At 67.4% G+C, this 25,851-nt stretch carries 25 protein-coding genes; 9 read left to right on the top strand and 16 right to left on the bottom strand.

What is annotated here, in order from left to right:
* The first annotated feature begins 7 nt into the window (after positions 1–7).
* From AC1DOM_RS15260 to AC1DOM_RS15250, 3 genes are read left to right on the top strand one after another with little or no spacing between them, the layout of a single operon-like run.
* On the top strand, positions 8–535 hold the full coding sequence (locus AC1DOM_RS15260; RefSeq protein ID WP_498964805.1) for a YybH family protein: 528 nt from the start codon (positions 8–10) through the stop codon (positions 533–535).
* A gap of 36 nt (positions 536–571) precedes the next feature.
* Positions 572–2,236, top strand: a complete 1,665-nt coding sequence (gene hutU, locus AC1DOM_RS15255; protein ID WP_498964803.1) for a urocanate hydratase — start codon at positions 572–574, stop codon at positions 2,234–2,236.
* 16 nt (positions 2,237–2,252) lie between these two features.
* Positions 2,253–2,741: an OsmC family protein gene (locus AC1DOM_RS15250; RefSeq protein WP_498964801.1), complete on the top strand. Its 489-nt coding sequence runs from the start codon at positions 2,253–2,255 to the stop codon at positions 2,739–2,741.
* Here AC1DOM_RS15250 and AC1DOM_RS15245 read toward each other — a convergent pair.
* Positions 2,698–3,687 carry a transglutaminase family protein gene (locus tag AC1DOM_RS15245; RefSeq protein ID WP_498964799.1) on the bottom strand — a complete coding sequence of 330 codons (990 nt, stop codon included), beginning with the start codon at positions 3,685–3,687 and terminating at the stop codon, positions 2,698–2,700. The genes AC1DOM_RS15250 and AC1DOM_RS15245 overlap by 44 nt on opposite strands.
* A gap of 180 nt (positions 3,688–3,867) precedes the next feature.
* Between AC1DOM_RS15245 and AC1DOM_RS15240 the strand changes: the two genes are divergently transcribed.
* The gene (locus AC1DOM_RS15240) at positions 3,868–5,331 is read left to right on the top strand and encodes an amidohydrolase family protein (RefSeq protein ID WP_498964797.1); all 1,464 of its coding nucleotides are present in this window, start codon (positions 3,868–3,870) and stop codon (positions 5,329–5,331) included.
* Between the two features lie 9 nt (positions 5,332–5,340).
* Here AC1DOM_RS15240 and AC1DOM_RS15235 read toward each other — a convergent pair whose 3' ends face one another.
* The 3 genes from AC1DOM_RS15235 to AC1DOM_RS15225 form a co-directional block, all read right to left on the bottom strand.
* The gene (locus AC1DOM_RS15235) at positions 5,341–6,000 is read right to left on the bottom strand and encodes a dioxygenase family protein (RefSeq protein WP_498964795.1); all 660 of its coding nucleotides are present in this window, start codon (positions 5,998–6,000) and stop codon (positions 5,341–5,343) included.
* Positions 6,001–6,068: 68 nt separating this feature from the next.
* Entirely contained in the window at positions 6,069–7,262 is a 1,194-nt protein-coding gene (locus tag AC1DOM_RS15230) for an App1 family protein phosphatidate phosphatase (protein ID WP_498964793.1), read from the bottom strand.
* Positions 7,259–8,602 carry a formimidoylglutamate deiminase gene (locus AC1DOM_RS15225; protein ID WP_498964791.1) on the bottom strand — a complete coding sequence of 448 codons (1,344 nt, stop codon included), beginning with the start codon at positions 8,600–8,602 and terminating at the stop codon, positions 7,259–7,261. Before AC1DOM_RS15225 ends, AC1DOM_RS15230 begins: the two co-directional genes overlap by 4 nt.
* Positions 8,603–8,647: 45 nt before the next feature.
* Here AC1DOM_RS15225 and hutI point away from each other — a divergent pair, with 45 nt between their 5' ends.
* Together hutI and AC1DOM_RS15215 are read left to right on the top strand one after the other, a co-directional pair.
* Positions 8,648–9,874: an imidazolonepropionase gene (gene hutI, locus AC1DOM_RS15220; protein WP_498964789.1), complete on the top strand. Its 1,227-nt coding sequence runs from the start codon at positions 8,648–8,650 to the stop codon at positions 9,872–9,874.
* A gap of 28 nt (positions 9,875–9,902) precedes the next feature.
* Complete coding sequence (locus AC1DOM_RS15215; RefSeq protein ID WP_498964787.1) at positions 9,903–11,078, top strand: dipeptidase; 1,176 nt, start codon at positions 9,903–9,905, stop codon at positions 11,076–11,078.
* Between the two features lie 76 nt (positions 11,079–11,154).
* Here AC1DOM_RS15215 and AC1DOM_RS15210 read toward each other — a convergent pair whose 3' ends face one another.
* The 4 genes from AC1DOM_RS15210 to gltX all read right to left on the bottom strand — a co-directional run bounded on the left by AC1DOM_RS15210 (position 11,155) and on the right by gltX (position 13,795).
* Positions 11,155–11,376 carry a 30S ribosomal protein THX gene (locus tag AC1DOM_RS15210; RefSeq protein WP_498964828.1) on the bottom strand — a complete coding sequence of 74 codons (222 nt, stop codon included), beginning with the start codon at positions 11,374–11,376 and terminating at the stop codon, positions 11,155–11,157.
* A 46-nt stretch (positions 11,377–11,422) separates the two neighbouring features.
* Complete coding sequence (locus AC1DOM_RS15205) at positions 11,423–11,830, bottom strand: MerC domain-containing protein (RefSeq protein ID WP_498964785.1); 408 nt, start codon at positions 11,828–11,830, stop codon at positions 11,423–11,425.
* Positions 11,831–11,899: 69 nt separating this feature from the next.
* Positions 11,900–12,379, bottom strand: a complete 480-nt coding sequence (locus tag AC1DOM_RS15200; protein WP_498964783.1) for a transcriptional repressor — start codon at positions 12,377–12,379, stop codon at positions 11,900–11,902.
* 9 nt (positions 12,380–12,388) lie between these two features.
* Positions 12,389–13,795 carry a glutamate--tRNA ligase gene (gene gltX, locus AC1DOM_RS15195; RefSeq protein WP_498964781.1) on the bottom strand — a complete coding sequence of 469 codons (1,407 nt, stop codon included), beginning with the start codon at positions 13,793–13,795 and terminating at the stop codon, positions 12,389–12,391.
* 61 nt (positions 13,796–13,856) lie between these two features.
* Here gltX and AC1DOM_RS15190 point away from each other — a divergent pair, with 61 nt between their 5' ends.
* Positions 13,857–14,579 (top strand): UDP-2,3-diacylglucosamine diphosphatase, encoded by a 723-nt coding sequence (locus AC1DOM_RS15190; RefSeq protein ID WP_498964779.1) that lies wholly within the window; start codon positions 13,857–13,859, stop codon positions 14,577–14,579.
* Between the two features lies 1 nt (position 14,580).
* Here the strand turns inward: AC1DOM_RS15190 and AC1DOM_RS15185 are convergent, their stop codons facing one another.
* The 6 genes from AC1DOM_RS15185 to serA are packed head-to-tail and all read right to left on the bottom strand — an operon-like array spanning position 14,581 to position 21,434.
* Positions 14,581–15,396, bottom strand: a complete 816-nt coding sequence (locus AC1DOM_RS15185) for a ferritin-like domain-containing protein (RefSeq protein ID WP_498964777.1) — start codon at positions 15,394–15,396, stop codon at positions 14,581–14,583.
* 4 nt (positions 15,397–15,400) lie between these two features.
* Positions 15,401–16,870 carry an amidophosphoribosyltransferase gene (gene purF / locus AC1DOM_RS15180; RefSeq protein ID WP_498964775.1) on the bottom strand — a complete coding sequence of 490 codons (1,470 nt, stop codon included), beginning with the start codon at positions 16,868–16,870 and terminating at the stop codon, positions 15,401–15,403.
* A gap of 21 nt (positions 16,871–16,891) precedes the next feature.
* A complete protein-coding gene (locus tag AC1DOM_RS15175) occupies positions 16,892–17,881 on the bottom strand; it encodes an SPOR domain-containing protein (protein WP_498964773.1) in 990 nt (329 codons plus the stop codon).
* A gap of 46 nt (positions 17,882–17,927) precedes the next feature.
* A complete protein-coding gene (folC, locus tag AC1DOM_RS15170; RefSeq protein WP_498964771.1) occupies positions 17,928–19,220 on the bottom strand; it encodes a bifunctional tetrahydrofolate synthase/dihydrofolate synthase in 1,293 nt (430 codons plus the stop codon).
* The gene (locus AC1DOM_RS15165; RefSeq protein WP_498964769.1) at positions 19,220–19,864 is read right to left on the bottom strand and encodes a histidine phosphatase family protein; all 645 of its coding nucleotides are present in this window, start codon (positions 19,862–19,864) and stop codon (positions 19,220–19,222) included. Before AC1DOM_RS15165 ends, folC begins: the two co-directional genes overlap by 1 nt.
* A gap of 7 nt (positions 19,865–19,871) precedes the next feature.
* Positions 19,872–21,434 carry a phosphoglycerate dehydrogenase gene (serA, locus tag AC1DOM_RS15160; RefSeq protein ID WP_498964767.1) on the bottom strand — a complete coding sequence of 521 codons (1,563 nt, stop codon included), beginning with the start codon at positions 21,432–21,434 and terminating at the stop codon, positions 19,872–19,874.
* Positions 21,435–21,619: 185 nt separating this feature from the next.
* Between serA and AC1DOM_RS15155 the strand changes: the two genes are divergently transcribed.
* The gene (locus AC1DOM_RS15155) at positions 21,620–22,018 is read left to right on the top strand and encodes a DUF3224 domain-containing protein (RefSeq protein ID WP_498964765.1); all 399 of its coding nucleotides are present in this window, start codon (positions 21,620–21,622) and stop codon (positions 22,016–22,018) included.
* 3 nt (positions 22,019–22,021) lie between these two features.
* Here AC1DOM_RS15155 and AC1DOM_RS15150 read toward each other — a convergent pair whose 3' ends face one another.
* Positions 22,022–22,486 (bottom strand): SgcJ/EcaC family oxidoreductase, encoded by a 465-nt coding sequence (locus tag AC1DOM_RS15150; RefSeq protein WP_498964763.1) that lies wholly within the window; start codon positions 22,484–22,486, stop codon positions 22,022–22,024.
* Between the two features lie 88 nt (positions 22,487–22,574).
* Positions 22,575–24,716, bottom strand: coding sequence for a S46 family peptidase (locus tag AC1DOM_RS15145; RefSeq protein WP_498964761.1), 2,142 nt, complete (start codon positions 24,714–24,716; stop codon positions 22,575–22,577).
* Between the two features lie 110 nt (positions 24,717–24,826).
* On the opposite strand from AC1DOM_RS15145, the gene tdh reads away from it, so the two are divergent.
* Positions 24,827–25,849 (top strand): L-threonine 3-dehydrogenase, encoded by a 1,023-nt coding sequence (gene tdh / locus AC1DOM_RS15140; protein WP_498964826.1) that lies wholly within the window; start codon positions 24,827–24,829, stop codon positions 25,847–25,849.
* The last annotated feature ends 2 nt before the right edge of the window (positions 25,850–25,851 follow it).

Here is a 25,851-nt window from a genome sequence, read left to right as displayed (position 1 = left end):
GTCGGTCATGCGCCTTGCCCTCGTCGTTGCAGCCCTCGTTGTTTCGTCGCCGGCCTTCGCGCAGGAAACCGCGAAATCGCCCACTTTCAGCAAGGCCGAATGCGTCGTGTGGGCGCGCGAGCTCGCCTTCGCCGACAGCGTGAAAGCGCACGATGCGAAAGCCTTCGCCGATTTCGTCAACACCGGCGCGGTGTTCGGCGTGGGCTCGGGATCGCCCGTGCGCGGCCGCCCGGCGGTCGTGAAGGATTGGGCGGGCATCATCGACGGGTCGGCGCTCGTGCTGTCGTGGTATCCGACCGCGGTGGCCATCGGCGGCGAGGGCGACATCGCCTACTCCACCGGCCGCGCGTTGCTCGAATCGCCCGCCGGCAAGACGCCCAAGCGCGTCTCGGTCTCGACCTTCGTCTCGACCTGGCATCGCGACAGCGACGGCAAATGGCGCGTGCTGCTCGATGGCGGCGCCACGCCCCACCCCGCCACCGATGCCGACGTCGCCGCCTTCCACGCCGAACGCAAGACCTGCCCGCAGTGCTGAGGGATAATCGCGGGTCCCCACGCGCCGGAGCGCTCGATGTCGACCCGCAAGGATTCCAGCCGCACGATCCGCGCCCCGCGCGGCAGCCAGTTGTCCTGCCCGTCCTGGCTGTCGGAGGCACCGTTCCGCATGTTGCAGAACAACCTCGACCCCGAAGTGGCCGAGAACCCCGCGGAACTGGTGGTGTATGGCGGCATCGGCCGTGCGGCGCGCGACTGGGAATGCTTCGACGCCATCCTCGCGTCGCTGAAGACCCTGCGCGACGACGAAACGCTGTTGATCCAGTCGGGCAAGCCGGTCGGCGTTTTCCCGACGCACGCCGACGCACCGCGCGTGCTGCTCGCCAACTCCAACCTCGTGCCCCACTGGGCGACGTGGGAACACTTCAACGAGCTCGATAAGAAGGGCCTGATGATGTACGGCCAGATGACGGCCGGCTCGTGGATCTACATCGGCTCGCAGGGCATCGTGCAGGGCACCTACGAAACCTTCGTCGAGATGGGCCGCCAGCATTACGGCGGCGACCTCACCGGCAAGTGGATCCTCACCGCGGGCCTGGGCGGCATGGGCGGCGCGCAGCCGCTCGCCGCGTCGCTCGCCGGCGCGAGTTCGCTCAACATCGAATGCCAGCAGTCGCGCATCGACATGCGCCTGCGCACGCGTTACGTCGACGAGCAGGCGACCGATCTCGACGACGCGCTGGCGCGCATCGAGAAATACACCGCCGCGGGCGAAGCAAAGTCCATCGCGCTGCTCGGCAACGCCGCGGAAATCCTCCCCGAACTCGTGCGCCGTGGCGTGCGCCCGGATGCGGTGACCGACCAGACCTCCGCGCACGACCCCGTGCACGGCTATCTGCCGATCGGCTGGACGGTCGACCAGTGGCTGCGACTGCAATCGCAGGACCCGGTCCGCGTCGGCGATGCGGCGAAGAAGTCGATGCGCGTGCACGTCGAAGCCATGCTCGCCTTCGAGGACATGGGCATCCCCGTGTTCGACTACGGCAACAACATCCGCCAGATGGCGAAGGACGAAGGCTGCGCGAACGCCTTCGACTTCCCGGGCTTCGTGCCGGCCTACGTGCGTCCGCTGTTCTGCCGCGGCGTGGGCCCGTTCCGTTGGGTGGCGCTGTCCGGCGATCCGGAAGACATCTACAAGACCGATGCGAAGGTCAAGGAACTCATCCCCGACGACGCGCACCTGCATCGCTGGCTCGACATGGCGCGCGAACGCATCAGCTTCCAGGGCCTGCCCGCGCGCATCTGCTGGGTCGGCCTCGGACTGCGCCACAAGCTTGGCCTGGCGTTCAACGAAATGGTGCGCAACGGCGAGCTCAGCGCGCCGATCGTGATCGGCCGCGACCATCTGGACAGCGGCAGCGTCGCCTCGCCCAATCGCGAAACCGAAGCGATGAAGGACGGCAGCGATGCAGTCAGCGACTGGCCGCTGCTCAACGCGATGCTCAACGTGGCCGGCGGTGCGACGTGGGTGTCGCTGCACCATGGCGGTGGCGTGGGCATGGGCTATTCGCAGCATTCGGGCGTCGTGATCGTCTGCGACGGCAGCGAGGCAGCCGACAAGCGCATCGCGCGCGTGTTGTGGAACGACCCGGGCACCGGCGTGATGCGCCACGCCGACGCCGGTTACGAGATCGCGAAGCAATGCGCGAAGGAACAGGGGCTGAAGTTGCCGATGTTGTAATCGCAAGGAGACCGACATGGTTGACGTTGCAACGCTTCCCCCTGGCCTCGACGAAGGCGAGGCCCTGGCGCATTCCGACAACACCGGCTTTCGCACGACGCTCGACATCGCCGGCCACCCGCTCGTGGCGGACGAACCCGTCGCGGTCGGCGGCACGGACGCGGGCCCCTCGCCTTACGGACTGTTGTCCGGGGCGCTGGCGGCGTGCACGACGATGACGCTGCATCTCTACGCGAAGGCCAAGCGCCTGGCCGTGACCGACATCCGCGTGCACGTGAAGCACGAAAAGGTGCACGAGCTCGATTGCGAACACTGCGAGCTGGACCCGAACGCGAAAGTGGATCGCCTTTCGCGCACGATCTGGATCGACGGCGCGATCGACGACAAGGGGCGCGAGCGCATGATGCAGATCGCGGACAAGTGCCCGGTGCACCGGACCTTGCAGGGCCAGATCCGGATCGTCACGACGTCGGGGCAGGCGGCAGAGACACCGTCGGCGGGCTGAGCTGCAAACGCGCGCGTTCGATCGCGCGCAAGTAGTCGGCTGTCTCTTCGGGCGTCGGCTGGCGCCAGCCCAGTGCTTCGGCCTGCGCGAACAGGGCCGCGTTCGCGGTGCTTCGCTCGCGATACTCGGCGTGTCGTACGCGCGGCACGTCCGCCGGGTCGGGCCATCGTTGGTGAAAGTCGCGGTCGAGGATGCGGCCGTGGAGAGAGCCCAGACGCACCATCGCATCGACATCGTTCGGATCGATCTCCAGCATGCGCCGGGCGATGGCCATGGCCCCTTCGAAATCGCCACGCCGCTCCAGCGCCGCGGCGACATCGGCGGACAGAACGGCGACCTCCTCCGCACGCGTGAGCGGCCGCAGGTACAGGCCATTGGAGAGCGCGCGTTCGGAGATGCTGGTGTCGCGGATGTAGCCGGCATCCGATTTCAGACCGCCGCCCGTGGCCTCGACGTTGAGCCAGGTCCCGTCGTCATCGCGCACCATCGCAAACAGGTGGTGCGGCGCCTTGGCGAGTGCGACCGTCAGCCCGATGCGTCGTCCGAGGATCGCGAACAACGCCGGCATCGTGACGCAATTGCCGCGCCGCGTTTCCATGTACATCGACAGCAAGCGATGCTGCGGCACCCGCGCGAATGGATCGTCGAAGTCGTAGGTGAAAGGGCGATGCGTGTTCCATTCGCCCGCGACGTACAACACGCGCAGCAGCGCATCGACACGCACACGGACGGAAGCATCGGCCGGAACCTCCGCATCGACGACACGCGCCCACGTCTCCACTGCGCGCAGCGTGGACGCGACGTCGAGCGCCGGTTCGACCATCGCATCCAGCGCCACCTTGGCGCGCGCCAAGTCGACATCGCCGACGAGCAACGCATCCACGCGCGCCACCACCGCGCCGACAGGCAGTGCAATCCAGAAACAAAGGAGCAAGAGCCATCGCATGTGCGCAGCCTAACCACGGCGCGCGGATGCGTTTCCCGACCGGGTTGGCGAAGAGACATTTCCGCGCCGATTGCAGCCGAGATCTCGCACGACCATTCATCGCTTCATGCCCAACGGCACATGGCGGCGCTTGCCGCGCGGCATAGCGTCGCGCCATGTCCCGCGCGCCGGAGACCGTGCATGCCCCGCCATCGCATCGACCCCGAGGGCCTGCGGCTCCCGATCAAGCTCGACAGCACCAGCAACGGCGAGTTCGAACCGGTGCCGCTCGCGCCGATCCACCATCACGCCCGCAACCTCGCCTTCGCCAACGCCACTTTTCATGCGCGTCGTCTCGGCATCGCACGCCGCGATTTCCTCGTCTCGCTGTGCGGTGCCGCGTCGACGTTGCTGGCGATGAACACGGCCTTCCTCGCCGGCTGCAAGCGCGGTGGCGCGTACGCGGTGCCGCCGGAAGCGGCGCTGGAACCGGCAGCGGCGGAGGGCGCGATCGCGGGCAACGAATTCATCTTCGATGTGCAAGGCCACTTCGTGAATCCGACCGGCAAGTGGACGCGCGACCTGCCGCCGTCCGCGCGCCCGCTGTCGTTCGTGAGTACCGAAGGCTGCGCGGCCGCCGACGAACCGGGCCTGGCCTACCTGCGTTGCGTGGGGCGCGACGAATTCGTCAAGGACATCTTCCTGGACTCCGATACCGATCTCACCGTCCTGAGCTTCGTGCCTTCCACGCGAGACGGCGAACCGCTGACGATCGAGGAAGCCACCGCCACCGCCGCGCTCGTCGAAAAGATGGAAGGCACGCATCGCCTCTACCTGCACGGGCGGGTGAATCCCAACCAGCCCGGCGACGTCGAGGACATGGAACGCCTCGCGAAAGACTTCAACATCGCCGCGTGGAAGACGTACACGCAGTGGGGGCCCGACGGCGTCGGCTTTTACATGGACGACGCACCCGGCCTGCGCATGATCGAACAAGCGCGGCGACTGGGCGTGCGCAACATCGCCATCCACAAAGGCCTGCCCTTCGGCCCGCGTTCCTACGAGCACAGCACGTGCGTGGATATCGGCCGCGTCGCCAAGCGCTATCCCGACGTCAACTTCCTGATCTACCACTCCGGCTTCGTGACCGGCCAGGGCGAAGGTGCGTACGACGCAAGACGCACCGACGGCATCGACGCGCTGATCACCAGCCTGCGCGAGAACGGCATCGGCAAGGGAGGCAACGTGTATGCCGAACTCGGCTCGACCTGGCGTTTCCTGATGCGCGATCCCGACATGGCCGCGCACGCGATCGGCAAGCTGCTCGCGCACGTCGGCGAAGACAACGTGCTATGGGGCACCGATTCGATCTGGTACGGCAGCCCGCAGGACCAGATCCAGGCGTTCCGCGCGTTCCAGATATCATCCGAATTCCGTGAGAAATTCGGCTATGCGGAAATCACGCCGGCGGTGCGCGCCAAGATCTTCGGGCGCAACGCGCTGAAGTTGTATCCGGTGCCGGCCGATGTGCTGTCGAAGCATCTGGCGAAGGACGCCGTTGCGCGCGAACGCGAGAACTACCGCAATGCGCCGGATCCGCGCTTCGTCACCTACGGGCCGAAAACGCGGCGGGAATTCCTCAACCTGAAGCAGTGGGGCGCGTGATCGATCGCTTCAGGCGAGCACGATGTCCCAGCCGAACAGCAACTCGCTGGAGGCCATGTCTTCGGTCGGCGGGAGCAGCGTCGACACTGCCGCACTGCCATCGGCACCGAGCGCGCCGAAAATGCGGTCGCTCGCGTTGAGCGCTTCGCCCGGGAAATACATCTGCGTGACCAGGTGCTTGCGGTTGCGGTCGACATCGAAATGGATATGCGGCGTACGCACCGCAGTGGGGTTCATCGGATTGATCGGATAGGCCCCGGGTTTCACGGTCTTGAAGCGATAGCGCCCTTCTTCGTCGGTGAGCACACGCGCGTAGCCCTGGAAGTTCGGGTCCAGCGGCGCGGGATTGACGTCGCGCGGATGGTCGTAGCGTCCGCGTGCGTTCGCCTGCCAGATTTCGATCGCGGCGCCACGGATGGGCTTGCCGTCGGCGTCGAGCACGCGGCCGGTGACCTGGATGATCTGTCCGTCGGCGTGGGCTTTGGCACCTTTGACCAGCGTGAGGTCCGCATCGCTTTCCAGCGGACGCAACGGTCGGAACGGTCCCGCCGTTTGCGCGGGCGTCAATGCGAGGGCAGCGATGGCCGAGTGCCAGGGCGCCGTCAGCGCGACTGCACCGGCCCCGCCGAGTTGCCGGAGCAATCGCCGACGCGATTCGAACGTGGCCATTGCGCCTCCGTGAGCGCGGGAACCATTGGACTCAACGCGAGGGCTCGACCGCGGCGGACGCCCGCCGGTCAGTCCGCCTTCTGCTGCGCCACCGCTTCCTGCACCGCAGCTTCGGTCAACGTGGGGCGCGCGGCGTCCTTGTGGACGTCCGCGACGATCTTCGGAATCGCCGCGGGATCGATCAATCCGATACTGGCGGCGTGTTCGGCGATGGCGACGCTGTCCTTCACGCGCAGCATCGGCACGCCGGTCCCGGCGACTTTTTCGATCCAGCCGTCGACGCCCACGTCGAGCGGGCTGTCGGCCTCCGGATCGACGTCGCGGATGTAGATCGCGGCGATGCGGTTTCCGAATTCCCGCGCTGCTTCCGCATACAGCTCGGCATCGGCCTGCCCCGAGTCGCCGAGCAGCACCCAGCGCAGTTGCGGGTTGCGCGCGATCAGCGTGCGGGCACGCTCGAGTTTGTGGCCGTGCCCGGGCGTTTTGATGAACTTCCCGGTGTCGGTGCCGATGTCGCGCAGGAAGATCGGGCCGGCGGGGATGGCGTTGAGTGCCAGGAAATCATCGAGCAGGTCGTAGAGATTCCATGGCGAGCTGGAGACGTAGAACACGGGGTTCGTCGAAGCCTGCAATGCCGCGTACAACTTCGCGACACCGAGCAGCGGCTTGCGCGTACGCGCGTTGCCGAGGAAGGTGAGCTGCGCGGCGATCTTCCAGTCGGTGATGCTGCTTTGCAGGATGGTGTCGTCGATGTCGGAAATGATGCCGAAGCGCGCCGTCGGCAGCACCTGCAGGACGGGCTGCGCTGTGTCGAGCGTGCCATCCTGCAGGGCGATGCGTGCGTGTGTCCACAACGCATCGGTCGCAGGGGCGGTGGGAACGAAGCTCGCTGCGTAATAGCCCTCGTGGTCGGTCACCGTTTCCTGGCGCATGCCGCGAAACGTGGCGGACAGCGACACGCGCGGCACTTCGTTCGTATCGAAACGCCGATAGGTGTTGAGCAGGTTGTCCCACCAGTCGTCGTGTTCGCCGGGCCCGCCGAGGGGTTCCTGCGCCAGCACGCGCCCGAGCAGTTCGACACCCTGCGCATCGGCGTATCCACGGTACGCGGCGATGTGTTGCGGCCGATGGCGGCCGAAGCGTTCGTTCAAGCGATCGAAGGCGGCGTCGACCCAATCGTCGCCGCGGATGATCGCGGTTTCGAAGACGCGTCGCGAATGCGTGCGCCAGCCGGTCTTCGGTTTGGATTCGCCCTGCGTCACGCCAGCAGCGTATGCATCGCCGCCTTGAATCGCGTGAAGATCGCCTCGCGCTCGCGATGCCGGCCTTCATGCACGACTTTCCTGCCGGCGACGTGGACTTCGCGGATGTGCGGTGCATTGCCTGCGAACAACCAGCGATCGATCGCATCGTCGGTGGTCGCGCCGATGAACTGCGGGGCGTCGCGATCGAGCACGAGCCAATCGGCGCTCGCGCCCTTGTAGAAGCAACCCACCGCATGGCCGGTCGAAGGTTCGGCGCTTGCGAGCGCATCGTGAAGCAGGGATTCGCCGGCGCTCGTCGTCCTGGTGCCGACGGCGACGTTACGGTGATGCGTGTTGAGGCGCTGCCCGTATTCGAGCCAGCGCAGTTCTTCCACCGGCGAGACCGAGACGTGCGAATCCGAACCGATGCCCCAGGACCCGCCCGCCTCGAGGAACGCGCGCAGCGGGAACAGGCCGTCGCCGAGGTTGGCCTCGGTCGTCGGACAGATCGCCACCGTGGCGCCGCTCTTTGCGATGCCTTCGATTTCCGCCTGCGCCAGGTGCGTGGCGTGCACGAGGGTCCAGTTGCGGTCGACGTTCGCGTTCGCGAGCAGCCATTCGACCGGGCGCGCGCCACGCAAGGCCACGCAGTCGACGACTTCGGGCAATTGCTCGGCGATGTGGATGTGGACGGGCGTTTCCGTGGGCAGTTGCGCGAGCACGTCCTGCATCGCCTTGGGCGGCACCGCGCGCAGGCTGTGCAGCGCGATCCCGACGCGCAGCGTGTCGTCCTGCTCGCCCTGCAGCGTTTCGAACAGGCGCACGAAGCTGTCGAGGGTGTTGCCGAAACGTTTCTGGCGATCGGTGAGCGCGCGGCCGTCGAAGCCGCCGGTCATGTACAGCACCGGCAGCAGCGTCAGGCGGATGCCGGTTTCGCGCGCGGCTTCGATCAGCGCATGCGACATCGCGGCCGGATCGGTGTACGGGCGGCCGTCGGGCGATTGATGGAGGTAGTGGAATTCGCAGACCGTCGTGTAGCCCGCTTCGAGCATTTCGACGTAGAGCTGCGCGGCGATGGCCTGCAACGTATCGGGCGCGAAGCGCGCGGCGAAGCGGTACATCGTCTCGCGCCAGGTCCAGAACGAATCCTGCGGATGGGTCTGGCGCTCGGCCTGGCCCGCCATCGCGCGCTGGAATGCGTGCGAATGCAGGTTCGCGAGGCCGGGCACCACCCAGGCCGCGCCTTCGCTGGGCTGCGCGCCGGTCATTCCGACGATGCGCCCTGCGTCGTGGGTGAAGCCGGCGTCGATCCGCCAGCCGTCGGGGGTCCAGAGGCGTTCCGCGTGCAGGGTCTCCATGCCGGTCATTCTCGCCCCGTGGCCGTGACCCTACAATCCACGTCGATGCCCAATGCCACCCTCCCCTTCCATGGCCTGCTCCTCGGCGCCTCGCTCGCGACGCTCGACGCGCCCGCGGGCTACGGCGAGATCCTCGATGGCGCGCTCGCATGGAAGGACGGCGTGCTGGCGTTCGTCGGGCCGCGCGCCGAACTGCCGGATGCGCCCGAAACGCTCGCAAACGAGGTGATCCAGGCCAGTGGCTGGGTCACGCCTGCCCTGGTCGACGCGCATACGCACCTGGTGTTCGCAGGCGATCGCGCGCGCGAGTTCGAAATGCGGTTGAAGGGTGCGACCTACGAAGAGATCGCGCGTTCGGGCGGCGGCATCCTGTCGACCGTGCGCGCGGTGCGCGAGGCCGACGACGCGACGTTGCTGGCGCAATCGCTGCCGCGCGCGCAGGCCCTGGTGCGCGATGGCGTGGCGACGCTCGAAATCAAATCCGGGTACGGCCTGGATTTCGAAAGCGAACGGCGGATGCTGCGCGTCGCGCGCGAGATCGGGCGGACGCTGCGCATCACCGTGCGCACGACCTACCTCGCGGCGCATGCCCTGCCGCCGGAATTCAAGGACAACGCCGACGGGTACATCGAAGCCTTGTGCGCATGGTTGCCGGACCTCCACGCAGAAGGCCTCGTCGATGCCGTCGACGCCTTCTGCGAAAACATCGCATTCACGCCCGCGCAAACGCGGCGCGTATTCGAAACCGCAACCGCGCTCGGGCTTCCGGTGAAGCTGCATGCCGATCAGTTGAGCGACCTGGGCGGCGCAGGCTTGTCGGCGGAATTCGGCGGGTTGTCGGCCGATCACGTCGAACACACCAACGAAGCCGGCGTGCGTGCGATGGCCGCCAACGGCACCGTCGCCGTGCTGTTGCCGGGCGCGTTCCACGTCCTGCGCGACACCAAGCTGCCGCCGCTGGAGTTGTTCCGCGCGCACGGCGTGCCGATGGCCGTGGCGACCGATTGCAACCCGGGCACCTCGCCGCTGTTGTCGCTGCGCCAGGCGATGCAGTTGGCCTGCACGCATTTCCGCCTCACGCCCGAGGAAGCGCTCCGCGGCGCGACGATGCACGGCGCGCACGCGCTCGGCCTGCGCGATCGCGGCCAGCTGCGCGTGGGGATGCGCGCGGACTTCGTCGCCTGGCACGTGCGCCATCCGTCCGAGTTGTGCTATTGGCTCGGCGGGAATCTCGTCCAGTCCGTCCACGCAGGCGGTGCCCGCATTGCGTGACCTTTTCTTCGTCCGGGGAGTGCGTTGCATGCGTCGTTACGTTCTGGGTCTTCTTCCGCTGTGCATCTTCGGCATCGTGCACGCCGCCGAGCCTTCCGCGGCCGCGCGCAAACTCGCGCAGGACGCGCTCATCGTCGACACGCACATCGATGCGCCGGAAAACCTGATCGACAGCTGGAACGACCTCACGGTCCTCACGCCCAAGCGCGAGTTCGACTATCCGCGTGCGAAGGAAGGCGGCCTCGACGTTCCGTGGATGTCGATCTACACCTCCGCCGAGGAAGACCAGGAAGGCAAGGCCTGGACGATCGCGAACCTGCAGATCGACGCGGTGCGTTCGCTCATCGCGCGCGCGCCGGACAAGTTCGCGCTGCTGCTCTCGCCGAAGGATGTCGAGAAGAACGTCGGCAAGATCATGTTGCCGATGGGCATGGAGAACGGCGGCCCGGTCGGCGACGACCTGGGCAAGCTGCAGTTCTTCTTCGACCGCGGCGTCCGCTACATCACGCTCTGCCACGGCGAGGACAACCGCATCGCGGACTCCTCCTACGTCGAAACGCACAAGTGGGGCGGGCTGAGCCCGTTCGGCGAGCAGGTGGTGAAGGAAATGAATCGCCTGGGCATCATCGTCGACGTCTCGCACGTGTCCGACGACGCCGTGCGCGACGTCCTGCGCGTCACCGACGTGCCGGTGATCGCGAGCCACTCGGGCCTGCGCCACTTCACTCCGACGTGGCACCGCAACCTGTCCGACGAACTCGCGGTCGCGATCGCGAAGGAAGGCGGCGTGATCCAGGTGTCCTTCGGTACGGTCTTCCTGTCCGACAAGCAGTCGCGCGAATGGGCGGACAAGCGCGCGCAGATGGCGGCGCTGAAGAAGGCCGGAAAGTCGTCGAAGGAGATCGAGGCCTTCGACAAGCAATTCGCGAAGGACCATCCGGCGCCGGTGTTGCACGTCGACGCGGTGCTCGACCAGATCGATTACGGCGTCAAGCTGGTGGGCGTCGACCACATCGGCATCGGTTCGGATTTCGATGGCGTGTCGGGCGAACTGCCGGTCGACCTGAAGTCGGTGAAGGACTATCCGGTGCTGGTCGATGGCCTGATGAAGCGCGGGTATTCGGAAGCCGACATCCGCAAGATCCTCGGCGGCAACCTGCTGCGCGTTTGGGGCGAGATCGAAGCGAAGGCCGAAAAGCACTGATCGCGACCCGCACTTCCGAAAAGCAGAAGCCCCGCAATCGCGGGGCTTCTTCGTTCGTGGCGCTGACGCGGAAGGATTACTCCTTCGAAGCGGTCTTCTTCGCCACGACCTTCTTCGCCGGGGCCTTGGCGGCCGTCGTCGTCTTGGTGGCGGTCTTCTTCACCGCCGGCGCGCTGGCCGTGCCCGCCGCCTTGGTGGAAGCGCTGGAACGCGCGTTGCCGTAGCTCGCGTTGTAGCGCTTGCCCTTGGCGGTCTTGCGGTCGCCCTTGCCCATCGTGATGCTCCTGGTATCCGGTATCGAAATCTGCGCACAGGTTGCGCGCGAGGGCGCAAAGCCTAGCAGATCAATGGACGCAACTGGCGTTGTGGATGTGCACCAGCCGCAGGTTGGCCAGGTGCGCCAGGCCGACGAGCGTGCCGCCGGTGGTCATCACCAAGGCATGCAGCACCAGGTTGTGATGGACTTGCGGCAGCAGGATGCCGGACCAGAGCGCGGCCAGGCCGGGGATCAGCAGGCCCAGCGCACGGACGGCGCCGTGCCGGCGGTAACCCCAGAACACGCTGAAGCAGCCGACGAAGGTCGCGAAGGCGATGAACGCCTGCTCGAATCCATCGTATTTGGCCGAGGCCAGGCCCAGCGCCGGCAAGGCCGCGATCGCCAGCGGCAGCGCGGCGCAGTGGATCGCGCACAGCAGCGAACCGGCGGCGCCGAGGCGGTCGAGGAATCGATGGGAGGCTTGGGCGGGCGACATCGGTGAAACAATATAACATTCCCCGTCAACCGGATTTCAACCCGATGTGAGGGATACCACCTGCCCTGTTCAGCCCCGGCAGGCGCTGCAGACGCCGTGCACTTCCAGCGTCTGCGCCTGCGGCGCGAAGCCCAGCGCGCGCGCAGAGGCATCGAGCGAGGACACGATGCTGTCGTCCTCCAGCTCCGTCGCCGAATGGCATTGATCGCAAATGAGGAATGGCACGGCGTGCGCTTCGCCGCCCGGATGGTGGCAGCCGACGAACGCGTTGATCGACGCCAGCTTGTGCACGAACCCGTTCTCGACGAGGAACTCGAGCGCGCGATAGACCGTCGGCGGGGCCGCGCCTTCGTGCGTCGCCTTCATGCGATCGAGCAGTTCATAGGCTTTCAGCGGACGACCCGCATCGGCGATCAGCCGCATCGCGGTGGCGCGGATCGGCGTGAGGTTCAGCCCCCGCGACTCGCACGCCCGCTCGACCTCGTGCACGAAGGCATCGCCATCGTGGACGTGGTGCTTGGGGTCGGTGCAGGAAGCGTGGATGCCCATCCCCTTGAATTAGTCCCCGGCCGGCAGCTTTGCAAGGGCCGCGTCGATGCGGGCCAGCGCCTGTGCGCGCCCGGCGAGGTACACCGTGTGCGAGATGTCGGGGCTGACCTGCGTACCCGTGATCGCCACGCGCATGGGTTGCGCGACCTTGCCCATGCCGATGCCGAGGGCTTCGGCGCTCGCGTGCAAGACCTGGCTGACGCCGTCGGCCGACCATTCGCCCAGCGCCGCGAGGCGATCGCGTGCATCGGACAACGGCACGCGCGCACCGGCGGTGAGGTGCTTGGCGACGGCGGCGTCGTCGTACGTGTTCAGCGGACCGAACCACACCGCGGCGCGCTCGGCCATGTCCTTCAGCGTCTGCACGCGGTCGCGCATCGCGATGACGATGTCGGCCGGCTTCGGGCCCTGCGCGAGGTCGTAACCGGCGTTGCGCAGATGCCATTCCAGATGCTTGCCGACCTCGTTCGGATCGTCGGACTTCAAATACTGCTGGTTGAGCCAGCCGAGCTTCTGCGAATCCAGGCGCGACGCCTTGGCGTTGACGTCCTTCAGGTCGAAGAGCGAAACCAGTTCGGCGATCGAGAAGATTTCCTGGTCGCCGTGCGACCAGCCCAGGCGCGCGAGGTAATTCAGCAGCGCGTGCGGCAGGTAGCCGGCGTCGCGGTACTGCATGACGTCCGCCGCGCCCGTGCGCTTGGACAGCTTGGCGCCCTGCTCGTCCAGGATCATCGGCAGGTGCGCGAAATGCGGCACCGGCTTGCCCAGCGCGCGATAGATGTTGATCTGCCGCGGCGTGTTGTTGACGTGGTCGTCGCCGCGCACGACATCGCTGATCTGCATGTCGACGTCGTCGACCACGACCGCGAAGTTGTAGGTCGGATAGCCATCGGAACGGAAGATCACCAGGTCGTCGAGTTCGCTGTTGGCGATCTCGATGCGGCCCTTGACCTTGTCGTCCCACACCACGGTGCCGTCGACCGGATTCTTGAAGCGGATGACACGATTCGGGTCGTCGCGGAAGCCTGCGTTCGCATCGCGATACGCGCCGTTGTAACGCGGCTTGTCGTTGGCGGCCATCGCCGCTTCGCGCATCGCCTCGAGTTCGGCCTTCGTTTCGTAGGCGTAATACGCCGTGCCGTCGCGCACCATCTGCTCGGCGACTTCGCGATAGCGCTCCAGGCGTTGCGTCTGGTAGATCGGGCCTTCGTCGTAGCCCAGGCCGAGCCATTGCATCGCTTCGAGGATGGCGTCGATCGCCGCCTGCGTGCTGCGCTCCTGGTCGGTGTCTTCCACGCGCAGGATGAAGGCGCCACCGTGGCGGCGCGCCTCCAGCCAGCAATACAGCGCGGTGCGCGCGCCGCCGATGTGGAGGTAACCGGTGGGGCTGGGAGCGAAACGGGTGCGGACGGCCATGGGGATGCGGCGCTGGCGAAAGACCGGCGATTTTACGCCTGCGCCGCTTAGAATGCCCGCGATGACGACCTTGTTCATTTCCGACCTCCACCTCGACGCCGAACGGCCCGCGATCACCGAATTGTTCGGGAAATTCGTGGAGGGCGAAGCCCGTGGCGCCGATGCGCTGTACATCCTGGGCGATCTGTTCGAAGCGTGGGTGGGCGACGACGATCCTTCGGAGGTCGGCGCGTTCGTGGCCGATCGCCTGGCGGCGCTCGATCGCACGGGAACGCCGACGTATTTCATCCGCGGCAATCGCGATTTCCTGCTCGGCGAGGCTTACGCGAATCGCGCGCGCATGCGCATCCTTCCCGACCCGGCGGTGGTGGTGCTCGAAGGCGCGCCCGCGGTGTTGATGCACGGCGATACCTTGTGCACGGACGACAAGGCCTACCAGGCCTTCCGCGCGCAGACGCGCGATCCGAAATGGCAGGCGCAGTTCCTCGCGCAGCCCCTGGCGAATCGGATCGCATTCGCGCAGCAGGCGCGCGCGGCGAGCCAGGCGCATCAATCCGGGTTGAAGCACGCTGGCTTGATGGAAGCGATCACCGATGTCGCACCGGCGACGGTCGACGCGACGATGGGGCGTTTCGGCATTCCGCGCCTGATCCACGGACATACGCACCGGCCGAAGGTGCACGACGAAGCGCACGGCACGCGCATCGTGCTCGGCGATTGGTATGAGCAGGGTTCGGTGTTGCGGGTGGATCGCAACGGCGCGGCCCTGTCCGCGTTGGTCTGAATTACCGCTTCGATTCGGCGTCGAGCTGCAGCAGCGACGCCAGCTCCTCGTCGTCGAACCCCGCCGCGCTGCGCGCTTCCAGGTTGAACGGGCCGTGCAGCACCGGTCGCGCATATTCGGCAAGCAGCTCGCGGAACTTCGAACGCGGTTCGATGCCGTGCACTTCGCAACACCAGCGATACCAGCGCGAACCGGCGGCGACGTGCGCGACTTCTTCGCGCAGGATCACGACGAGGATGTCGGCGGTGGTGTCGTCGCCCAGCGAGCGCAGTTTGTCGATCATGCCGGGCGTGACGTCCAGGCCGCGCGCTTCGAGCACGCGCGGCACCAGCGCCATGCGCGCGAGCGCGTCGTGCGCGGTCTTCTCCGCCATTTCCCACAGGCCGTTGTGCGCGTCGAAATCGCCGTAGTCGTGACGCAAGTCGTGCAGGCGTTCGCGCAGCATCGCGAAATGGCGCGCTTCATCGGCGGCCACGCCCACCCAATCGCGATAGTAGTCGGCGGGAAAATGCCGGAAGCGATACACCGCGTCCCAGGCCAGGTCGATCGCGTTGAATTCGATGTGTGCGACGGCGTGGATGAAGGCTGCACGGCCTTCGTTGCTGCCGAAGCCGCGTCGCGGGAGTTCGCGCGGATGCACCAGGCGCGGGCGCGCCGGGCGGCCGGGCATGCGGATGGGATCGGGTTCGCGCTCGTCTTCGAGTGTTGCGAACTTGCCGTCGGCGAAATCGGCCGCGGCCTGCGCGGTCAACGCAAGCTTGGCCTCGGGCGTGTCCGCGTCGAGGCACGCGCGCGCTGCATCGAACAGCGAAGCCATGGCGTCAGGACGCGATGCGGCGCTTCTTTTTCGCGTCGTCCGAGCGCAACTGGCGGATGCGTTCGAAGTAATCGGGGTCGATGCCGGTCACGTATTCGCCGCTGAAGCACGAGCTGTCGAACTTGCGGCCCGGATGCTTCGGGCCCGCGACGGCGGTCTCCAGGTCCTTGAGGTCCTGGTAGATCAGCCAATCGCAGCCGAGCAACTGTTCGATCTCCGCTTCGGTGCGGCCGTGCGCGATGAGCTCGTCGGTCGAAGGCATGTCGATGCCGTAGACGTTCGGGTAGCGCACCGGCGGCGCGGCGGAGGCGAGGTAGACCTTTTTGGCGCCGGCGTCGCGCGCCATCTGCACGATCTGGCGCGAGGTGGTGCCGCGCACGATGGAGTCGTCGACGAGCAGCACGTTGCGGCCGCGGAATTCCAGCGGGATCGGGTTGAGTTTGCGCCGCACCGACTTCGCGCGCTCGCCCTGCCCCGGCATGATGAAGGTGCGTCCGACGTAGCGGTTCTTGATGAAGCCCTCGCGGTACTTCACGTTGAGCGTATTCGCGATCTCGAGCGCGGAATCGCGCGAGGTGTCGGGGATCGGGATCACCACGTCGATGTCGTGGTCCGGGCGCAGGCGCAGGATCTTTTCGCCGAGCGTCACGCCCATGCGCATGCGCGCCTTGTGCACCGAGATGTCGTCGATCATCGAATCCGGACGCGCGAAGTACACGTACTCGAAGATGCACGGCGTCAGTTCGGACGGCGCGGTCTGCTGCGTGAACAACTCGCCGCGCGCGGTGATCACCACCGCTTCGCCGGGCGCGACGTCGCGCACGCGTTCGAAGCCGAGGATGTCGAGCGCGACCGATTCGGAGGACACGCAGTATTCGTCGCCGCCGGCGGACGTGCGCTTGCCGAGGACGAGCGGGCGGATGCCGTGCGGATCGCGGAAGGCGACCAGGCCCAGGCCGAGCACCGCGCACACGACGGCGTAGCCGCCCTTGGCGCGACGGTTCACGCCTTCGACGGCCTTGAACACCGATTCGGGCGTGAGCGCCTTCTGCGTGTCGAGCTCGTGCGCGAAGACGTTGAGCAGGACTTCGGAATCGGACTCGGTGTTGACGTTGCGGCGATCCTGTTCGAACACTTCGCGGCGCAGCGCGTCGGTGTTCACCAGGTTGCCGTTGTGCGCCAGCGCGATGCCGTAGGGCGAGTTGACGTAGAAGGGCTGCGATTCGTCGGCGCCTTCGGAACCGGCGGTCGGATAGCGACAGTGCGCGATGCCGACGCGGCCTTCGAGCAGCGCCATCGACGCGGCGTCGAATACATCGCGGACCAAACCGTTGCCCTTGTGCACGCGCAGCCTGTGGCGATCGGTGGTGGCGATGCCGGCCGCGTCCTGGCCGCGGTGCTGCAGCACGGTGAGGCCGTCGTAGAGCTGCGCTGCGACTTCCGAGGTTCCGACGATTCCGACGATGCCGCACATGGGTATGGGGATTCCTGACGCTTAGGGATGCGGACGGACGACGCCGTCCAGGCCGACTTTGCTCTTGACCTGCGCTTTGAGTTGGTCCGCTTCGGCGCGATTCAACACCGGGCCCACCCGGACACGGGTGAGGGTTCCCTTGTCCGTGGACACCGCTTCGGTGAAAGCGCTGAAGCCGGCGGCGCGGAGCTTGTCGCGCAGGGCGTTGGCATCGGCCGATTTGCTGAACGCGGCCAACTGGACGGCGAACCCGGTGCCCGACGCGGCGGGCACGGATGCGACCACCGCCGGCTTCGCGGCCACGGTGCGCGGCGCGGCCGGCTTGGTCACGGGCTTGGCCGCGGTGGCGACCGGCTTGGCCGGCGTGTCGGCGGGGACTTCGGCATCGAGCGCGACCACGCGCGGCGTCGCCGTGCCCTTGACCTTGGCCGCGCGCAGACGGGCCTCTTCGGCCTGCGGGCGCGTGGCGAAGGGACCGACGCGCACGCGCTGGACGGTCTTGCCGTCGACGCTGCCCGCTTCACGGAAGGCGGCGAGCCCGGCGGTGCGCATGGCCGCAACGAGCGTGTCGGCGGCGCCGGCGGTGCCGAAGCTGCCCACGTTCACGGCGTAGTTGCCGCCTGCGGTGGGCGCGGGGTAGATCGCGGCGGGCGCGGGCGGTGCGGCGTCTTCGGGAATCGATTGGGTGGTCGCGGCCGTCGCGGCGTCCTTGAGCGGCGCGCTGTCGAGGGTCGCGGGCGATGCGGGTTTGACGCTCGCCGCGCTCGCGATGGCGGACTGCGGCGGTGTGTTCTCCATCCCGAGCGCGCCTTCGGCCGGCGCGCCTTCGGGCGCCACCAGCGGGAGGTCGCGGGTTTCGAACTCGCCCTGCGGTGCGGCCGGCGCTTCCAGCGGGACATCGGCCACGCCGCTTTCGGGCGCGGGCCCCTGGATCAACATGGGAAGGAAGATCACGGCCAGCGCGACCAACACGGCTGCGCCGACGAGGCGCTGTTTCAGTGCGGGTTCCATCGAAAGGGCTTGGACCACGGCGACCGGGCGATGTTGCCGGCGGCAATTATAGCCTTCGCACCGCGCCACCTTCTGAACCCAGGGCACGCATCGCATCGGCCACGGTGTGGAACGAACCGAAGACGAGCACCCGATCGCCTGCCCTGCCCTGTGCGAGCGCGGCGGCAAGGGCCTCCGAAACCGTTGCGTGGCGCGCGCCGTCCGCGGCCGCGGTGCCCTTCAGGCGTTCGGCGAAGGCATCGACATCGGTGCCGCGCGGCCCCGCATCGCCGATCCCCGCGAGCCACCAGGCATCGACGTGGGGGGACAGGGCCGCAACCACGTTCGCGACATCCTTGTCCGCGAGCGCGGCGTAAACCGCCAGCGTGCGGCCTTCGACCGGCGCGGCGGCGAGCCATTGCGCCAGGGTGCGCGCGGCCTGCGGGTTGTGGCCGACATCCAGGACGACGTCGACGCCATCGCGTTGCATGCGCTGCAGGCGACCGGCCAGGTGCGCGCCCGCGACGCCTTCGGCGATCGCCTCGCGCGTCATCGGGACGTCGAGCGCACGCAATGCCGCGATCGCCGTGGCCGCGTTGCGCATCTGCACGGGCGCGGCGAGGGCCGGCATCGGCAGGTCGAGCGCGAAATTCACCTCGCGCCAGCGCCAGGTGCCGTCGTCGTTGCCTTCGAAGAAGAAATCACAGTTCGCGCGGATCGCCGAGGCGCCGATGCGATACGCGTGGCCGAGCACGCTCGAGGGCGGATCGTCTTCGCCCAGCACCAGCGGTTTCCAGCCACGCGCGATGCCGGCCTTCTCCTTGCCGATCGTTTCGCGGTCGTCGCCGAGCCAATCCTGGTGATCAAGGTCGACCGTGGTGATTACCGCGACATCGGCATCGACGATGTTCACCGCATCCAGGCGGCCGCCCAGGCCCACTTCGAGGATCGCCAGGTCGAGGCGTTCGCGATCGAACAACCACAACGCGGCGAGCGTGCCGTATTCGAAATACGTGAGCGGGGTGTCGCCGCGCGCGGCGTCGACGGCTTCGAAGGCGTCGACCAGGTGCGCATCGTCCGCCTGCGCACCGTCGATGCGCACGCGTTCGTTGTAACGCAACAGATGCGGCGAGGTGTAGGTGCCGACGCGCAAGCCAGAGGCGCGCGCGATCGCTTCGAGGAAAGCGACGGTCGAGCCTTTGCCGTTCGTGCCCGCGACGACGATGGATTTCTCGGCGGGCGCCACGAGTTCCATCCGCTCGGCGACCGCGCGCACGCGATCGAGCCCGAGTTCGATGGACTTCGGATGCTGGCGTTCGATGTAGTCGAGCCAGTCGGCGAGAGTGCGCTGCGCCGACATCAAAGCGCCCGATGCACGGCTTCGCCGAACAGTGCGGTGTGGTGCGTCGCGTCGTTCATGCGCACGACGTCGAGATGATCGACGTCGGCGCCTTCGAGCAGGTTGAGCGTGGTCGGCGCCTGGCGGAAGGTCCACAGCTTCGCGAGCGGGATGCCGAGCACGTTGCACAGCAGCACGCGGTTCACCGCATCGTGCGCGACGACCAGCAACGTGTCGTGCTCACCGAGGCCTTCGGCGGCGCGCGCGAGCGCAGGCCACGCACGGTCGAACACGTGCTGCAACGATTCGCCTTCGGGCATCAACACTTCGTGCGGCGCATGGCGCCACGCGTGCAGGCGATCCGGATCGCGTTCGCGGATCTCCGCGGCGAGCAGGCCTTCCCACGTGCCGTGCGCGATTTCCATCAGGCCCGCGTCGGTCGTGAGCTTCGCGAGGCGGTCGTCGCCCAGCGCGAGTTCGGCGGTGCGCAGCGCGCGCTTGAGCGGCGAGGCGACGGCGCGGTCGATGTGCACGTGGCGCAGGCGTTCGCCGAGCGAGCGCGCCTGCGCTTCGCCGACCTCGGACAGCGGAATGTCCTCTTGGCCCTGATATCGACCTTCGGCATTCCACGATGTTTCGCCATGGCGGGCGAGGAGGATCTTCATGTCGATATCAGACCTGTTGCAGCGAAAGCACGCCGGGCGTGGCGCGCAGGGTGGCCAGTTGCGCGTCGTCGAGCGGCTGGTCGACGGTGATGGCGGCGCGCGCCTGTCCGTCGCCGGCTGCGCCGAGCGCGAAGTTCACGATGTTGATGCCGGCCGCGCCGAGTTGCGAACCGACGGTGCCGATCATGCCCGGACGGTCTTCGTTGCGCAGCAGCAGCACATGGGCCTGCGGGTCGAATTCGATCTCCACGCCATCCAGGCGCACGACGCGTGGCCCGCGATGCAGCGTGGCTTCGATCTCGCGCACGCGGTCGGCGCCTTCCACGCGGATGCGCAGCAGGCGGTCGAAACCGTCGCCGTCGCCGCCCACCGTCTCGGCCACGACCAGGCCGCGCGCATGGGCTTCCTGCAGTGCATTGACGGGCGTGACGCGACCGGAATGCTGGCCCAGCAGCGCGGCCACGAGCAGGCGCGTAAGCGGGCGCGTATCGAGCGCGTCGGTGCGTCCGGCATAGGTCACGGTCAACTGGGTCGGCGCGCGCACCAGGCGCGCTGCGAGGCGGCCAAGCGCCGACATCAGCGGCATCCACGGGCCCACTTCGCGCGCCGCCTCCGCGGTGAGCGGCGGCAGGTTGACGCACCCGGCGACGGCGCCGGTGGCGACGAAGTCGATCACCTGCCGCGCGAGGATCGTGCTCACCGCCTGCTGGGCTTCGCTCGTCGATGCGCCCAGATGCGGCGTGAGGATGAGCTTGGGATGCGGGCGCAGCGGCGAATCGCTGGGCAGCGGTTCGGTCGCGAAGGTATCCAGCGCGGCGCCGGCAATGTGCCCTTCGTCGAGCAGGCGCAGCAACGCGGCTTCATCGACGAGCCCGCCGCGCGCGGCATTGATGAGGTACGCACCGGGCTTCATCGCGCGCAGCCGCGCTTCGGACAACAGATGCGTGGTTTCCTTCGTGCGCGGGATGTGCAGCGTGACGATGTCGGCCCATGCGAGCAGATCGTCGAGTGTCTTCAGGGGCACGCTGCCCTTCCCCGCCGCCGATGCGGGCAGGAAGGGATCGTAGGCCGCGACTTCCATGCCAATGCCCTGCGCCTTGCGCGCGACGGTGCCGCCGATGCGGCCCAGGCCGACCACGCCGAGGCGTTTGCCCTCGAGTTCGAAACCGGTGAGGCCCGCCTTCGGCCATTGACCCGCTTTCATGCCGGCATCGGCGCGCGGAATGTGGCGCGCCAGTGCGAACAACAGCGACAGCGCGTGTTCGGCGGCGGCGAGCGTGTTGCCGTCGGGCGCGTTCATCACCGCGATGCCCTTGGCCGTGGCGGCTTCGACGTCGATGGTGTCCACGCCGGCGCCGGCGCGGCCGATCACGCGCAGGCGGCGCGCATGTTCGAGCGCGGCGGCAGGCACCGGGGTGGCCGAACGCACGAGCAAGGCGTCGACGTCGGCGAGGGCCGCGGACAGGTCGTCGGGATTCTTGATGGGATCGGCGATGGCCACGTCCCAGCCCGCGAGCCGGAACAGCGCCAAACCGTCTTCATGGATGCCATCGCAAGCCAGCACTTTCATCCGCACGCTCCGATTGAGGAAGGAGCGCGGACAACCTGCGAGCCGGCGGGACGGACTGCGACATCGTCGGGCATGCGCCCGGTGGTACCAATTGCTTCACTGCGTGTCGGAAAACGGGGCCGGCTGGCATGGGAATCCGCGACGCCTGCAGCCTAACATGCACTTCCCTCCACGGAGCAACCCCGATGACGCAGGCGAAAGGGACGTTCGAGGTCAAGCGCAGTGCGCAGCCGGCACTCGACATGGGCGATGGCGTGGAAGCCGGGCATTTCCGTTTCGACAAGACCTTCGCAGGCCCGCTGCAGGCCACGAGCGTCGTGCACATGATGGCCGCGATGACCGCAACGCCGGGCTCGGGGTGTTATGTCGCGATCGAGCGCGTCGTCGCCACGCTCGAAGGCCGCAGCGGCACGTTCTTCTTCCGCCACCTGGGCGTGATGGAGCGCGGCACGCCGGCGCTCGACCTGGCCGTGGTTCCCGATTCGGGCACCGACGGCCTGGCCGGATTGCAGGGGCGCATGGCCATCGACATCGTCGAGGGCCAGCACTTCTACACCTTCGACTACACCCTGCCCGACGCGTGAGGCTCAATCCGGTTCGTGGACCGAGGGCATCGCCGAGGAGTGGTGGTTGGCGATGAGCCAGCGCTTGCCGTCGTAGACATAGACCAGCGTGTAACGCGCTTTCACATGCCCGCCCTGCGCGAGCGTCAACGTGTACACACCCGAATCGATGGCGGCGTTGCAGCCCAGTTGCACGCGGTGTTCGTCGACGTGGCCGACGGCGCGCTTCTGGTCGAACTTCGAGAAGAATTCGATGCGCTGGGCTTTCGTGTAGCGCGGCTTGTTCGACACGGCGGGCAACAGGACGGCGTCGTCGGTGTACAGCGCAGCCAGTTGGGCCGGCGTGCCTTTCATCGCCGTCGCGTTCCAGGTGTCGAACAGTTTGACGACCTGCGCCCGGTCGATCTTCGCGCAGGTCACCGGATTGGCGGCCTGGGCCGCCAGCGGCAGCAGCAGGCTGGCGGCCGCCGCGATTCGTAGCATGCGCATGGCGCGCTCCTCGTATCGGGCCGGATGGCCCGCGACGAGGAGACTGGAGGCGCCCCGGGGCGCGCTCCAGCCGAAACTTCCCGGATGCTTACTCGGCCGGAAGATTCATTTCCCGCAGCAGGGCCGGCGCGGGGTAGACCTTCGCCAGCAGCCAGCGCAGGTAGCGCATGTCCACGTGGATCGCGCGCTTGTAGCGCGGGTCGTAGTACCAGCTCGCGCTCACCGCTTCCCAGTTGCTGTCGAAGTTCAGGCCGATGAGCTTTCCGTCCGCGTCGAGCACCGGCGAGCCGGAATTGCCGCCCGTGGTGTCGAGGTTGGTCATCAGGTCGACCGTCTGCGTTTTGAGCACCGGATCGGCGGTGGTCCCGAAGTCGCCCTTCGCGATCGCATCGAGCAGCGGCCTGGGCGCGTCGAACGGTGCGGTGCCCGTGTGCTTCTCGACGATGCCCTGCACCGTCGTCAGCGGGCGATAGTCGATGCCATCGCGCGGCGACATCGGCGTGATCTTCCCGTAGCTCACGCGCAGCGTGGAGTTCGCATCCGGATACACCGCGCGGCCCTGCGACTTGCTGTAGGCATTCAGCGCGCGCATGTACGAAGGACGCAGGCGCAGCAGGTCGCCTTCGCGCTGCTTGCCCTCTTCCTCGATGCGCAGGTAGGCCGGCAACAACGTCTTCGCGGCGACGAGCATCGGGTCGGTGCTGGCGGCGATGTTCGCGTCCTGCAGCGTCGCCAGGCGCACGGTCTCGTCGCCGAGCTTCGTGCCGGCGTAGAGCGCGTCGAGTTTCGCCGCCGCATCGGCCTGCGTCGTCCCGAAGACCTGGTCGATTTCCGGCACGTGCTGCGCGGCCGGCAGCGCGCTATATTGCGCGAGCAGGTGCGCGAGGATCGCCTTCTCCACCTTCGCGTCGTACCGGCGCTGCACCTGCTTGAACGAGCCGACGATCAGCGCTTCGTCGCGTTCCTGGTAGCCGGATTCGCGCTGCGCATCGGGCTTGGCGCGTTCGATGGCGCGGCGCTGCACGGTGAGCGCGGCGCGCAACAGTTGCGTCGAATTGCGGATCGTGGAAACGAGTTGATCGCGATCGCGCGTGGCCATCGCATTGGACAGCAACGCTTGCGCCGCATCGATGTCCTTGCGCGCGGCGGCACCATCGGGCTGTTTGTCCAGCCATGCGAGCAGCGCGGCTTCTTCGGTATTGCGCACGCGCACCGCGTCGCTGCGGCGCAGGCCGTCGAGTTCGCCCTGCGCGCGCTTGAGGTTGTTCTTCATCGACTGCACTTGCGAGGCGTAGGCCACCTGCGCGGCCTTGTCGCCCTTCGCGGCCGCTTCGACCGTGTCGATGATCCCGTCGAACAGCGCAACGCGCGAAGGCAGCTGCCATTCGATCTGGTTCTTGAATTCGGACGCCATGCGATGGCGGAAGGTCACGCCCGGGTAGCCGGCGAGCATCGCGAAGTCGCCCTGCTGCACGTTGCGCGTGGACACCTGCAGGTGCGCGGGCGGCGCGTAGGGCACGTTGTCGGGCGCGTAGTCGGCGGGCTTGCCGTCCTTGCCGACGTAGGCGCGCAGCAACGTGAAATCACCCGAGTGGCGCGGCCACATGAAGTTGTCGATCTCGTCGCCGTAATTGCCGATCGCTTCCGGCGGTGCGTACACCAGGCGGATGTCGCGCAGTTCCAGCTGCCTGATGAGATAGAAGTCGGTGCCGTAATCCATGTTCGCGACGCTGCAGCGCGTGCCGGCCTCGCGTTCGCAATCGGCGACCACGGCCTTGGTGGCGGCGTCGATCGCGTCGAAGTACGCGCGGCCCTGCTTGCCGCGCGCATCACCGAGGATGCGGTCGGTGATGCGGTCGAAACCGGTGGTCACCAGCACGCGGAAGTCGGGATTGGCCGGGAGTTCGCCGGCGCGGTCGGCCGCCACGAAACCATCGTGGATGAGGTCGCGGTCGGGCTTGGCGTTGTACTGGATGACGCCGAAGGCGACGTGGTGGTTGGTCAGCACCAGGCCGTCCTTCGACACGAAGGCGCCGGTGGCGCCGCCCACCTTCACCACCGCGTTCATCGGCGCGCGGGTGAGGTCGGCCAGTTGCGCCGGATCGCCCTTGTAGCCGGCGGCCTTCAGCTGCGTGGCGATGTCGGGCAGTTGCGAGGGCATCCACATGCCCTCGTCGGCCTGGGCGGTGGCTGCGCAGAGCAGCAGGGGTGCGAGCAAGCGACGACGCATCGGGCAGGCGATCCTGGGTGGGTGAACGGCCCGCGAGTATAAGCGGCCGTCCAGCGGCCTATAATTCCGGCCTTCTTCCGTACGGTTCCGGGCAGCACGACATGACGATGATGAAGGCGCTGGTGAAGCGCGAGGCGGGCAAGGGCATCTGGATGGAACAGGTCCCCGTACCGACCCCGGGCCCGAACGAGGTGCTGATCCGCCTGGAGAAGACGGCGATCTGCGGCACCGACCTGCACATCTACCTCTGGGACGAGTGGAGCCAGCGCACGATCAAGCCGGGCCTGGTGATCGGCCATGAATTCGTCGGCCGCATCGTCGACCTCGGCCCCGGCGTCACCGGGTACAAGGTCGGCCAGCGCGTGTCGGCCGAAGGCCACATCGTGTGCGGCCATTGCCGCAACTGCCGCGCCGGTCGCCAGCACCTGTGCCCGAACACCGTCGGCATCGGCGTCAACCGCAATGGCGCGTTCGCCGAATTCATCGTGATGCCGGCCAGCAACCTGTGGCCGATCCCCGACCAGATCCCGAGCGAACTCGCCGCGTTCTTCGACCCCTACGGCAACGCCGCGCATTGCGCGCTGGAGTTCGATGTCGTCGGCGAGGACGTGCTGATCACCGGCGCGGGCCCGATCGGCATCATTGCCGCGGGCATCTGCAAGCACATCGGCGCGCGCAACGTCGTGGTGACCGACGTCAACGACTATCGCCTCAAGCTCGCCGCCGACATGGGCGCCACGCGCGTGGTCAACGTGTCCAACACCAGCCTCAAGGACGTGATGGCCGACCTGCACATGGAAGGCTTCGACGTGGGCCTGGAAATGAGCGGCAACCCGCGCGCGTTCAACGACATGCTCGATTGCATGTACCACGGCGGCAAGATCGCGATGCTCGGCATCATGCCCAAGGGCGCCGGCGCCGACTGGGACAAGATCATCTTCAAGGGCCTGGTGCTGCACGGCATCTACGGCCGTCGCATGTACGAGACCTGGTACAAGATGACGCAGCTCGTGCTCGGCGGTTTCCCGCTCGGCAAGGTGTTGACGCACCAGTTGCCGATCGACGACTTCCAGGAAGGCTTCGAATTGATGGAATCGGGCAAGGCCGGCAAGGTCGTGCTGAGCTGGAACTGACG

The organism is Lysobacter sp. P5_B12 (assembly GCF_056400425.1).
This window is presented reverse-complemented; position numbering and strand designations above follow the sequence as displayed.